Annotated in this window: 12 protein-coding genes; 8 read left to right on the top strand and 4 right to left on the bottom strand. The window is 39.4% G+C overall.

The genetic code is table 11. The features are described 5' to 3' along the window. Positions 1-47: 47 nt before the first annotated feature. Positions 48-1319, top strand: a complete 1272-nt coding sequence (locus B0B05_RS09970) for a UDP-N-acetylmuramoyl-tripeptide--D-alanyl-D-alanine ligase (RefSeq protein WP_076783504.1) — start codon at positions 48-50, stop codon at positions 1317-1319. A gap of 13 nt (positions 1320-1332) precedes the next feature. Here the strand turns inward: B0B05_RS09970 and B0B05_RS09975 are convergent, their stop codons facing one another. Further along, positions 1333-1944: an NUDIX hydrolase gene (locus B0B05_RS09975; protein WP_076783505.1), complete on the bottom strand. Its 612-nt coding sequence runs from the start codon at positions 1942-1944 to the stop codon at positions 1333-1335. Positions 1945-1980: 36 nt separating this feature from the next. Between B0B05_RS09975 and B0B05_RS09980 the strand changes: the two genes are divergently transcribed. Then, the gene (locus B0B05_RS09980) at positions 1981-2367 is read left to right on the top strand and encodes an SRPBCC domain-containing protein (RefSeq protein WP_076783506.1); all 387 of its coding nucleotides are present in this window, start codon (positions 1981-1983) and stop codon (positions 2365-2367) included. On the opposite strand, the gene B0B05_RS09985 is transcribed toward B0B05_RS09980, so the two are convergent. From B0B05_RS09985 to B0B05_RS09995, 3 genes are all read right to left on the bottom strand, one after another. Next, entirely contained in the window at positions 2364-3422 is a 1059-nt protein-coding gene (locus B0B05_RS09985) for an anhydro-N-acetylmuramic acid kinase (protein ID WP_262488149.1), read from the bottom strand. The two genes, B0B05_RS09980 and B0B05_RS09985, sit on opposite strands and share 4 nt — an antisense overlap. A gap of 128 nt (positions 3423-3550) precedes the next feature. Continuing rightward, the gene (locus tag B0B05_RS09990; RefSeq protein ID WP_076783508.1) at positions 3551-4081 is read right to left on the bottom strand and encodes an LPS export ABC transporter periplasmic protein LptC; all 531 of its coding nucleotides are present in this window, start codon (positions 4079-4081) and stop codon (positions 3551-3553) included. 85 nt (positions 4082-4166) lie between these two features. Next, a complete protein-coding gene (locus B0B05_RS09995; protein ID WP_076783509.1) occupies positions 4167-5447 on the bottom strand; it encodes a BamG family beta-barrel-assembly machinery protein in 1281 nt (426 codons plus the stop codon). A 304-nt stretch (positions 5448-5751) separates the two neighbouring features. Between B0B05_RS09995 and B0B05_RS10000 the strand changes: the two genes are divergently transcribed. The 6 genes from B0B05_RS10000 (at position 5752) to B0B05_RS10025 (ending at position 12993) form a co-directional block, all read left to right on the top strand. Beyond that, positions 5752-6858 (top strand): DNA polymerase III subunit, encoded by a 1107-nt coding sequence (locus tag B0B05_RS10000; RefSeq protein WP_076783510.1) that lies wholly within the window; start codon positions 5752-5754, stop codon positions 6856-6858. Between the two features lie 193 nt (positions 6859-7051). Next, positions 7052-7684, top strand: a complete 633-nt coding sequence (locus B0B05_RS10005) for a TetR/AcrR family transcriptional regulator (RefSeq protein WP_076783511.1) — start codon at positions 7052-7054, stop codon at positions 7682-7684. A 34-nt stretch (positions 7685-7718) separates the two neighbouring features. After that, positions 7719-9020, top strand: coding sequence for a TolC family protein (locus B0B05_RS10010; protein WP_076783512.1), 1302 nt, complete (start codon positions 7719-7721; stop codon positions 9018-9020). A 43-nt stretch (positions 9021-9063) separates the two neighbouring features. Beyond that, positions 9064-10179, top strand: coding sequence for an HlyD family secretion protein (locus tag B0B05_RS10015; RefSeq protein WP_076783513.1), 1116 nt, complete (start codon positions 9064-9066; stop codon positions 10177-10179). A 76-nt stretch (positions 10180-10255) separates the two neighbouring features. Beyond that, entirely contained in the window at positions 10256-11836 is a 1581-nt protein-coding gene (locus tag B0B05_RS10020) for a DHA2 family efflux MFS transporter permease subunit (protein ID WP_076783514.1), read from the top strand. Between the two features lie 137 nt (positions 11837-11973). Beyond that, complete coding sequence (locus B0B05_RS10025) at positions 11974-12993, top strand: Dyp-type peroxidase (protein WP_084173929.1); 1020 nt, start codon at positions 11974-11976, stop codon at positions 12991-12993. Position 12994 lies beyond the last annotated feature (1 nt).

The raw sequence follows: 12994 nt of genomic DNA on the forward strand, positions 1-12994 counted from the left end.
CTGCTGTTTTTTTGTTTTATCTGAGGGCATTTTAATATTTTTGAATCATGAATGTTAATGAGTTTTATCCCATTTTTTTGCGTTCTGCCAATGTTGTAATAGACAGCAGAAAGATAGGACGCGGCGACCTGTTTTTTGCATTTTCCGGTGAAAACTATAATGCTGCAGAAAGGGCTGCACAAGCCATCGATGATGGCGCAGTTGCAGTAATTGTAGAAGATGAGTATTTTTCTGATCCACAGCAGCATATTTTCTATGTACCTTCAACGCTGGACTTTTTGCAGGAGCTGGCTATTTTCCATAGAGAAAAGCTGGCTATTCCGGTAATTGGATTGACGGGTAGCAACGGGAAAACCACGACCAAAGAATTAATCAGTACGGTTTTAGCTTCTGAGAAGAATGTGCAGTACACAAGAGGTAATCTTAATAATCATATTGGCGTACCACTTACGATACTCTCGGTAAGAGATGAGCATCAGATTGCCGTGGTAGAGATGGGCGCCAATCATCAGAAAGAGATTGCCTTCCTTTGCACTATTGCAAGGCCAACAATCGGGTATATCACCAATTTTGGGAAAGCACACCTAGAAGGTTTTGGAGGTTACGAGGGTGTAATAAAAGGCAAATCTGAACTGTATGACTATCTTAAACTGTACCATCAGAAGATTCTTGTCAATCAGAATGATGACATCCAAAAGCAAAAGACCGGTGATTATCACAACGTCATCACTTTTGGTTCAGCTGGTTCTGATTATCATTATCAACCTGTTTACAAAGAACATTTTGTAGGTGTAGATTATCAGGGCACCAGTATTTTTTCTAATCTTACCGGTAATTACAATTATGACAATATCTGTGCTGCTGTAACATTAGGCTTGTATTTTGGGATCGATATAAACACTATAAAAGAAGCAATAGAAAATTATTTCCCGTCTAATATGCGGTCCCAAATTCAAAAAAAGGGGAATATTACGTTGGTTTTGGACACTTATAATGCCAATCCCAGCAGTATGAAAGCATCATTAGAAAATTTTAAAACTTTTGAGGGGAGCAAGCTGATCATTATCGGCGATATGCTCGAGTTAGGCAGCGAGAGCCAGAAGGAGCATCAGCAGATCCTTGATTTGGCAGAGGCTAGCGGCTTTGATGAGATCATTACTGTAGGCCCTAATTTCAAAGCAATTAATTTCTCTGATCTGGCTTTTCAAGATACTGCTCAATTGATTGATTATATAAAAGCGCATCCTGTGCAGCAAAACAATGTACTTCTCAAAGCATCCAGAGGAATTGCTTTGGAAAAAGTGATTGATTATTTATAAAAAAAAACCTCAGTTATTGAGGTTTTTTACTTTTGAAATTATCTAAAATCAGTTTTATATTCTGGAAAGTAGACGGTAAGATCGTAAGGTTAATATCGTTTTCATCTTTCCAGCCAACTTCATTGATGCCCTCTTCTACCTGTGGTTTTGGTGTACTGTTTCCGGGATAAAACATCTCAAACCAATAGGTTGTTTTCAGGATTTTCTTACCATCGCGGTCGGTATAGATGTGATAGGTAGAATTGATAAAGTCTTTGAGTTCGAGGTCAAAAATACCACATTCTTCTTCCACTTCTCTTACGGCAGCCACTTCTCTGGATTCGCCGGGTTCAAGTTTCCCTTTTGGCAGGTCCCATCTTCCGAGGCGGTGTATAAAAAGAATCTTGTGATCTTTATTAAGGACGATACCGCCGGCAGCGTCAATCTTTTTGAAGTAATTTCCAAAATCTGCCCACAACCGATCAATATCATTACAGTAAATATTAAGGCCTTGCGATGCCGTATTTTCAAGCAGATCAATAGCGAAATCAAAGCTATGCGTGCCATCGTAATTCAGTGTTTTAGGACTGTTTTGAGGCTCTCTGCTCAAAATTAATTCTTTCTCATTGATAAAAACTTTATACATTTGTAAGGCTTTTAATATTAATACAAAAATATAAAAATGAATCTAGAAGGACGAAAAATTATCGTAAATAAATCTTCATCGGAATTGGCAGAAATGTTGAAAAAACCGGAAGATTATAAAGATCTGATGCCTGATGGCCTGCAAAAATTTGAGGTAAAGGATAACGGGTTTAAGTTTGGACTCAAAGGAATGCCGGAAATTGCCCTGAAAATAGAAAATGTGTCTGATAAAGAAGTGGTGCTAAAATCTGCCAGCTCCAGCCTTGATTTTGCATTGACAGGAACTATGAACCCAGTAAGTGTAAACCAAACCGAAGTACAACTTCTGTTTGACGGGAAATTTAATCCGTTTATCAAAATGATGGTAGAAAAGCCGTTGCAGAATTTTATCAATTCTTTGACCGATAAAATCGAGCAGCTTTAATCAGCAATCAGCCCGCTGGAGTGATCTTGTAGACTTCCTGTTGCAGATGACAACACGTTGTTGAGATTCAGGAATCTCAAAACACCCATAAAAGCAAAAATCAAAGCTTCCTTATATTCAATAATTTCATTTGTTGGAATATGTATTTCGGTTTTGGTCTTTGCTTTTATCCTTTCTATCAGGTAAGAATTATAAGCGCCACCGCCGCTTACCAACACATTTCTGACCTTGTAATCTTCTAATATCTGTGCAATCTGTAAGGCGGCATGTTCGGTGAAAGTAGCGAGAAGGTTTTCTGGTTTCTGATCTTTGATCAGAGGAACTATATGTTGATTAATCCATTCTGTTCCCAGAGATTTTGGGGCTTTTTCCTGATAAAATTCTAAATGGTTAAGCTGCTCCAGAAGATTCGTATCAATGCTTCCGGACTTTGCAAAATCACCGTCTTTATCATACTTTTCGCCCAGTCTTTTGGCCAAGTAATTCAGGATAATATTTACCGGAACTATATCAAAGGCAATTCGTTTTCCGTTTCTTTTCAGAGAAATATTAGAAAATCCGCCAAGATTAAGGCAGGCGTCGAATTCAGAAAACAAATATTCATCGCCAATTGGAACCAGCGGAGCGCCATTACCTCCCAATATCACATCCTGACTCCGGAAGTCATAGATAACCGTTGTGTTGATCTTAGACTTTATGGCTCTGCCATCACCAATCTGTAGGGTGAATTTTTTGTTGGGCTGATGAAAAACCGTGTGGCCATGTGAAGCGACCAGATCTGGATTTTCAATGTTATATTTTGTGACAAATTCCTGTATTTTTTCGCCAAGGAAGAAACCATAATCAACATTCAGTTGCAAAAGTTCTTCGCTGGACAGATGGGTGGCATTTCTTAACGATTGCTCCCAGTCTGCAGAATACGGGATCGTTTCAGAACTCAGAATGTGGAAATCCCAACCGTCGTCATTTCTGATAAATTGGGCATAGCAAATGTCAAGGCCATCCAGACTAGTGCCGGACATTAGACCAATGGCAAAAAAAACCTGATGTTCCAAATTTTAGAATTGTTTTATAGAAGTCAAATTATGAACCTGCTCAGTGCAAAATAGATAGAGAATTACTGATCTCAATATATTATTTAATTCTAACATTTATTTAAAATTGCTATCAGCAATTAGCCGGTTTACTTGCTGGTTGCCGGTAAATTGGTAGAGTTAAAACTGCCGGAATTGTTGAAAAAAGTATACTCGGAGAAGTCATCTTTGGCAACCATTCCATGAGAACCTACCAGGATGTTCCCATCTTTGTCGGATACAAATACGGTATCTTTGGTATACATTTTTTTGTTGCGTTTGTCCCAATTGATAGTCTCCATCACAAAGGTTTGCCCTTCCGTTGTAATGACTTTTACACGGCCTTTGGCAAAATAAAAATCCCTTTTCTCATTGTACTTCGCATACTTTGCCCATATCTTGCCCGGGGTTTTCGATTTTTTATCAAAGAACTCAAGATAGATGCCCTTTTTTGCTTCTACATATGGGGAATCTATCAATTCATATTTCTCAATCAGCGGCGCGCGGAAGTTGACTTTCACAAGCCCCGAATCCCGTTGAATAATATTACCGTTATAGATCACCTGCGATGCAAAGTTGGTTTTTTTCTGAGCATTGATCTTGGTAAGATCTTCTTCACAGGACTGGATAAGAAAAAACATCAGCAACAAAATGAATTGTTGTGATGTTTTTAGTTTAAATATGTTCAAGCAATAATCTTTCATGGAGATTATCAATATCCGCTCATTAATTATAAAGGCGTTTACCAAACCACTTATCTGCGAAATTGATTCCAACTCTCAAATTTATAAAATTCTGGCGAATCATATTGTTATCCAGAGTTCCTCTTTTTCCAAGTTCCAGGCCAAGATCGATACTGTTCATACGGTTGATGGTACTTTTCTGGAAAGGTAGGGTAACACCTGCAGTAATTGCATACTTGTTGATATTGGTTCCGTTGATCTGAAGGTTACCCTTCTCATAATAGGCACCATAACGGTAGATAACTCGGGAAAAATAAGAACGGAAATTATTAAAGTTTGGCAAATACCAACCTCCGACAGAGTATCTGTAAGAATCCTGATAGGCCAGTGTCTGTCCAAGGAAGTTAAAGTTTTCTCCTTTTTTATAATCTACCTGAGCGCCCAAAAACCACTTGGTGTCGTGGCCATAGCCTAGACCCAAAGATGCCTCCTGTGGCAAAAACTTCTTATCATAAGTAGTCTTTTCCTCGATAATGGTTTCAGAAGCTTTTGTATCACCCAAAAGATAGTAATAGGTACTGTTTGTATAGATGTTTTTCATACTTCCGGTGTTACCAAAAGTATAAGTTGCTCCCAAAGTCAGTTTATGATCATTGGCCAGCTTTTTCTGATAAGTGGTACCCAGTGTAAAGTTAAACGTCTCAATCCTGTAACTATTGCTGTACCCACTGATCAATTCGGCTCCTGTAAAAGAGGCTTCCTCTATATCATAAAGCTTTCCAAAATAGAAATTAGATCTAAGACCTAATGCAAACTCCGGGCTTACCTGATAAGAAAAAGCAGCCTGCACGGTGTTAAGCGTACCATCGCCGTGGAAGTGGTGTGCCTCGGTGATATCAGCGTTATTACTGAGCTGAGACGTCGTCAAAACATTATAAGACTTGGAGCTGTAGGGCTGGAAACCCATCCCAAATTTTATTTTTTTAGAAATTGGGAAAGCAATCGTAATATTAGAAAGATAAGTAGAATGCTTGGTGCTGCTCATATTATTATAGTCAGACTTATAATAATTATTTTCATTAGCACCTTCAACTTTTAGTGTTGTAAGCTCCAGATTGGTATTTGCAGCCGGGTTCCGGAAATTAAAATTATTATTAAAATCCCAGATATATGCCGTAGAAATCCCACCCATAGAACTGATATCAACTGTATTATCATATTTTACATCTCCGATTCCGTAAGCGCCATACGGTGAATTACCGATGCTCTGCGCATTGAGGAAATATCCTGCTACCACTGATGATAAAACAAAAATTCTTTTCATCCTTTAAAATTTCAATGCGCAAATATCTTAATTAATAATGAATTGCAAAAATATATTTCGGTTAAAGTTTGTTAAGTCCTTACGGCAATTGCGGGATCTTTAGCAACCAATACCTTACAATATAAGATTGTCCCCGTTTGTCGTTTTGATCTGTTTGCAGAAAATCTGTCAACTAAAATCTGTCAACTAAAATCTAATATTTATCTTTGCTCTTATGAAATCGCCGATTACAATTTTGTTAAAGTTGACTCATTTTGATTTGGGCGATTGCATACGACCTTTTTAAAAAAAATGATAATTACGTATGAAATGGGACGAGATCATAGGCCAGCAATCCACCAAAAAATTATTGCAAGACAGCATCCATGATGGAAGGGTAGGGCATGCTCAGCTTTTTGTAGGTGAAGAAGGCTTTGGTGTATTGCCTTTGGCTTTGGCCATGGCACAGGAGATTTTTGCTAAAGAAAATCCGGCATCAGTACATAAAGTTGAGAACCTTAATCATCTTGATCTGCATTTCAGTTTTCCGGTTTTTTCGGAAAAAAATGTTTCATTGAGCAAACGCTTTTTCGATAATTTCAGAGAGATGGTTTTGGCTAATCCATATTCCTCTTTCGATGACTGGACGAGCTTTTTGGAATCGGAGAACAAGCAGTTTTTCATCTCTGCAGACGAGGCTGAAGATATTGGGCAACGCTTTAACCTCAAAAGTTTTGAAGGGGGCAGTAAAATCCTTATTGTTTGGAGGGCTGATAAGATGAACGCTGCTGCGGCCAACAAAATCCTGAAATTTTTGGAAGAACCTCCCAAAAATACTTACATCATCCTGTGCGCACCAAACACCAATGATATTTTGCCAACCATTTTATCAAGGTGCCAGATCGTCAATATACCCAGGATTGCTGACGAAGAGATCGCAGAGAAGCTAAAGGCGCACGACGCTGCAAAAGAAATTGCTTATCAGGTGCAAGGCGACTGGAATCTGGCACAGTCTCTTTTAAAGAATAGTGATTCGGCTTCAGAATTCGAAACTCTGTTTATCCAATGGGTTCGTAATGCTTTCCAAGCCAAGAAAAAGCCGGAAGTCTTGCGCGAAATTGTGAAATGGGCAAGGCAAATCGCTGAATGGAACCGGGAGAAGCAACTCAAATTCCTTAATTACTGTATTGAGATCTTCCGTTTGGCGATGCTGCAGAATTATGGTAATGATAACCTGGTCTACAAAAAACTCAATGAGGGCAATTTTAACTGGCAGTCATTTTCGCGCTTTATCCATGGTGCCAACATCGTCTCTATCGTAGAGGAAATTAGCGAGGCATCTTACCATATCTCCAGAAACGCCAATTCTAAGATTGTACTGACAGATATGGGGATTAAACTGACAAGGTACATTCACAAGCCGGCGCTGTAAAATTGGCGAAGATTCATTTTTTATTTTTTTTTGTGCATCCTTTAGGACCTGCTAATTTCTTTTTTAGAAGGAAATAGCAAAACTTTTTAGGAAGATTGATCCAATCGATAATTAGTTAATAAAAAATTAATCAAACAAATGTTTGATTGAATGTGATTTTTGATTTAACTTTGCTGCGCTAAAAAAATAAAATATGCCAACTAAAGAAGAACATATTATTATGGTTGCAGAGAAACTTTTCGCAGCTAATGGTTATAATGGTACTTCGGTAAGAGATATTGCAGCCAAGGCCAAAGTGAATGTATCGATGATTTCTTATTATTTTGGTTCCAAAGAAAATCTCCTGGAAGAGCTTTTTAAGTGGCGGATGGAAGAAGGGCTTAACTTTGCCAAAAATATTTTGGGTAATGATGAGCTTAGCGAAATCCAGAAAATAGACATGTTTGTGGATAATTTTGTCAGCAGGGTACAGCGGTTGAGAGACTTTTTTCTCTTAGTCCATACCCAGCAGGTAATCAGCCAAAACAAAAATATCCAGAATTTTCTAAAGGCTTCAAAAATCAACTATATAGAAATCAATCAACAGATTATAGAAATTGGTCTGCAAAAAGGGGTTTTTACAAAAAGGCCATCCTACCATCTTTTACAGTGTACCATCTCCGGCACAATCTTCAACGCCATGCACGGGATGAAGATCTATAAAGAATATCTTAAAAAGAATAATCCGGATTTTGATGAGAAACATTTTGAGGATCAATACTTTAAGGAAGCTGGTGCCCATGTCAAAAGCGTCCTGAGGGATATGATTGGATACAAAGCACAATAATTGACCATCAATAAAAATAAACAATCATAAAACAGTGAATAAAATTTTAACAACAGCATTTCTAATATTGGCATTTTGCTCAGTTTCCGCACAGGAAAAGAGAATGTTAAGCCTTCAGGAAGCTGTAAAACTAGGAATAGAAAACAGCAAGAACCTGAAGATAGATCAGGCTAAAATTGAGGAATCTACAGCTAATCTTTTGGAAGCTAAAAACAGGCAGTTGCCGGAGTTCAAAGTTTCCGGGACTTATATGTATCTTCCGCTTAAGCCTAATGTGGATATCAAGATCCCCGGTGTTGCCGGCGGTGGCCCGGAGGTAAGCCAGGTTTTATACGGCTCCGCTAATTTATCGGTGCCAATCTACTCCGGAGGCAGGATAAAATATGGCATCCAGTCTGCGCAATACCTGGTGGAGGCATCTAAGTTAACTTCGGAAAATGACAAAAATGCTATTGCGTATAATATTTCGCAAGCTTATAATAATCTTTTCAAAGCGTCACAGGTTGTCCAACTTCTTCAGGAGAATCTGGCATCGTCCCAGAAAAGAGATCAGTCGTTTATTAAGTTGGAGAACAATGGCGTGATTGCCCGAAATGACCGTTTAAAAGCGCAGCTACAGACCTCTAATATCGAGCTACAGCTGATGGAAGCACAGAACAACTACAGCATTGCCAATATTAATATGGATCTTCTGTTGGGCCTTCCTGATAATACAGAAATTGAGGTTGATTCTAATTATATTGGTGCTGATGACCTTGGCAAGCCGGATGATTATTATCTTAATCTCGCCAGAGAAAACAGAAAAGATCTTCAGGCGCTTGACTTGCAGAGAAAAGCGGCGGCACTGGGGACAAAATCTGCCAAAGCAGAAAACCTTCCTTCGTTAGCCCTCACTGGCGGATATGTTGCAGCAGATATCCCGAAGCTTTTAACGATTACCAATGCTGTTAATTTTGGGGTAGGACTTTCTTACAATCTGTCTAATATCTGGAAAAAGAACTCCAGCCTGATGCAGTCCAAAGCAAGAGAACAGGAACTGGCGGCCAACAATGATTTGCTGAATGATAATGTAACACTGGAAGTAAAAAGGGATTATCAAAACGATCTCTACGCCCACAAAAAAATAGATGTTTATCAGAGAGCATTGGAGCAGGCGGAGGAAAATTACAGAATCACACTTAATAAATATAATGCAGGCCTGGAAACAATTACCAACCTTCTGGATGCTGATACGGCGAGAATTACAGCCAACGTGAATGTGGTAATATCCAAAGCTGATGCGGCATTAGCCCACAAAAAATTATTACAGACTACAGGGATCATTAATAACAACTGATAAAATGACTTTAAACTTAGAATAAAAAACTTAAATCAATAAAATGGCACAAGACAATATAAAATTTGAACAGGGAGAGGTTCCTGCAAAAAAGAAAAAAGGTCCTATTTTCTATATCATACTGGCAATAATAGCTATAGCTGCTATATTTTTCGGAGTTAGAGAATATCAATACGGTCAGGCACATGAGGAGACCGATGATGCGCAGATTGCAGCGGATATCAGCCCGGTAATTTCAAAAATATCTGGTTATGTGGCAGAGGTAAAAGTAAAGGACAATCAGTATGTTAAAAAAGGAGATACACTGATTGTTCTGGATAACAGAGATCAAAAAATGGCGGTTTCTTCCGCAGAAGCAGCTTTGGGAACAGCCCAGAGTAATATTGCTTCCGCTCAGGCTGGTTCTGCGGCGGCAGCATCTGGTATTAATAATTCCAGGGCAGCTGTTCAGACTGCTAATGCACAGATAGAAGCAGCTAAAGTGAATGTATGGAGAACGCAACAGGACGTGAAAAGATATTCGGAACTGGTAAAAGACCATTCTATCACACAACAACAATATGAGCAGGCTTTGGCGGCTTATCAGACTGCTGAGAAACAACTGCAGGTTTTGGTGGATCAGAAAAATCAGGCCAATGTACAGACTGGCGTGGTAACATCGCAATCCAACGCGACGTCTCAACAGATTGGCGTTGCCAATGCGCAACTAAAACAAAGACAGGTAGATGTGGAAAATGCAAAGCTTAATCTTTCTTACACCGTCATCACGGCTAAAGAAAATGGCTATGTCTCAAAAATCCCTGTGCAGGTAGGTCAGTTTATTCAAGCTGGTTCACAATTGTTCAGTATTGTGTTAAGTAATCAAAAATGGGTTATTGCCAATTATAAAGAAACTCAGGTTGAGAAAATGGTAGAAGGCCAAAAAGTAGAAATCGAGATTGATGCTTATCCGGATCAGAAATTCCAAGGGACCATCAGCTCTTTTTCTCCCGCAACAGGTTCTGCATTTGCATTGCTGCCTCCGGATAACGCAAGTGGAAACTTTGTAAAAGTAGTTCAGAGACTTCCTGTTAAAATCACTTTCGATAACCTTAACCCGGATATAATGAAAAAACTGCGTGTTGGGATGAATGTTAAAACTGTGGTTTCATTAAAATAAAATAAAGAAGCTGGAAGAAGGAAGCATGGAGTTTTAAACTTCAGTCTTCCATTTTCCATCTTCCAACTCAAAAATTATGCAAGACGATTCATTAGTAGAATACGGATTTCGCAGAACCATCATTACCATTACGGCGATTATGTGTGCACTTTTGGAGATTGTGGATTCCACAATCGTGAATGTGGCACTTAATGAGATGAAGGGTAACCTGGGAGCCACACTGTCAGAAGTGGGTTGGGTTATTACGGCATATGCCATTGGTAACGTGATTATCGTTCCAATGACCAGCTGGCTGTCTCAGCAGTTTGGGCGTAGAAATTATTTTGCGGCATCCATCATCATATTCACAGTATTCTCGTTTCTCTGCGGTAATGCAACCAACATTTGGGAACTTGTGTTTTTCCGGTTGTGCCAGGGTATTGGCGGTGGAGCACTTCTGGTGACTTCGCAAACCATCATTACAGAATCCTACCCAATCGAGAAGCGGAGCATGGCGCAGGCCATCTACGGATTGGGAGTTATTATCGGACCAACTCTTGGGCCGCCACTGGGAGGTTATATTGTAGATAATTACAGCTGGCCATATATCTTTTATATCAATATTCCGTTGGGGATTATTGCAACGCTGCTGACTTTACAGTTTGTGAAAAGCCCGAGGTATTCTGAGAAAAGATCAGCTTCCGATGTGGATTGGCTTGGGATTGCATTACTCGCCGCATTTGTTGGCTCATTACAATATATTTTGGAAAGAGGCCACGAGGACGACTGGTTTGACAGTAAGGCTATTATTGTACTGACTATTACTGCGGTAGTAGGATTTATATTGTTCATTTGGAGAGAATTAACCTTCAAATATCCGATTGTAGAACTTCGGGTGCTCAAAAACGGTAACCTGAGAATTGGTACGGTAATGTCCTTTATTTTAGGCTTTGGTTTGTATGGTTCAACATTTATCGTTCCTCTTTATACACAGAGTATTTTAGGTTGGACCGCTTTACAGTCAGGAGCACTGATGATCCCGGCTGCGCTGACGACTGCATTTATGATGCCGATTATTGGGAAATTACTTACCAAAGGCGCTAAGCAGCAGGTGTTGGTCGCATTAGGCTTGTTTATATTCTTTGTTTACAGTTTCTGGGGTTATAAGATCCTGACACCGGATACAGGAAAAGATGCATTCTTCTGGATGCTTATTGTGAGAGGTATGGGATTAGGATTATTGTTTATTCCGATCACATCGTTATCGCTCAGTACACTGAAAGGGCCGGAAATTGGTCAGGGTGCTGCTTTTACGGGTATGATGCGTCAGTTGGGTGGGTCATTTGGTATTGCTGCAATTACCACTTTTATTGCTAACAAAAGTGAACTTTACAGGAGCAATCTTGTTTCGCATCTTGACGTTAACGATTTTGATGTTCAGCAGAGAGTGGCCGCGCTCAAAGGGAGCTTTATAGCCAAAGGCATGTCACCGGATAAAGCCTTGCAGGCGGCTTACCAAATGCTGGATTATTCTGTAACCAAGCAGGCTACGGTGCTTTCTTATATGGACGTTTTCCTTTATTTGGGACTTATGTTTTTAATATGCATTCCGTTTGTATTATTTGTAAGAGAACGAAAAAACAAAGGTGAAAAAATAGACCTTAGTTCGGCGCATTAATATATTTTAAAGTTGTTTGTTAAAAAACTCAGGATCGTCAGTGGCCCTGAGTTTTTTATTTTAAAATTATAAATAGGCAATATTCATTGATTTTTTCCTAAATTAGCCACTGTTAATAACCGAATCAAAACATACACATGAGACAGGGACCACAGGATGTACTCGGCAATCACGGAACAAACACCATTTTTACGGTTTGGAATTTTAAGGAAGGTGCATCAATCAAAGAAGCTTTTCAGCGCATTTGTGCTTTGGTAATCAACCTTAACCATTCTGCTTATGTCCGTTTTCCGGATGATAACGCCAGTTGTGTCATGGGAATTGGTTACAATGCATGGCATTTGCTGGATTTGCCCAAACCATTACCGAAAGAGCTGGAGGAATTTGAACCCATTGTTGGAAGCCGTTATACTGCCGTTTCTACCAAAGGCGATTTGCATTTTCACCTGAAAGGATCCAATTCAAGCATCTGTTATGATATGGCGGCAGATATTGCCAAAGTACTTTCTCCGGTGGCCGATTGCGTGGAAGAGGTGCATGGGTTTAGGTATTGGGATGGCCGTTCCATTCTCGGTTTTGTAGACGGAACCGAAAATCCTGAAAGCAATTTGCGCGAATATTTTGGATTAATTGGTGATGATGATGAGGTTTACAAAGGTGGCAGTTATCTTTTTGTCCAAAAGTATATTCATGATTTGGCGGCCTTTAAGGCACTTCCGGTAGAAGAACAGGAAAAAGTTTTTGGCCGCTACAAAGACAGCGATGTAGAGATGACGGATAACATCAAACCCCAAAATTCACATTCAGCGTTGGCCAATGTGGGTGATGATTTCAAAATTATCCGCGATAACCTTCCGTTTGGTAATATGTCAACCAACGAGATGGGAACGTACTTCATTGCTTATGCAAGTACTTTCAACACGGTGAAATTGATGCTTAACAATATGTTTATTGGCAATCCTCCAGGCAATTATGACCGTTTGCTGGATTTTAGCACCGCAAAAACCGGCAGCCTGTTTTTTGTTCCGACGATGGATATGCTAGATGATTTTTCCTCTGGAGATGAAGAAACGACATCAACTGAAAATCATCCGGAAGCCGTGGATACCGTACTGCCAAAAAATGACGGCTCTTTGGGAATTGGCTCTTTAAAATAAG

The sequence above is a fragment of the Epilithonimonas bovis DSM 19482 genome, assembly GCF_900108115.1.
Taxonomy (GTDB): Bacteria; Bacteroidota; Bacteroidia; order Flavobacteriales; family Weeksellaceae; genus Epilithonimonas; species Epilithonimonas bovis.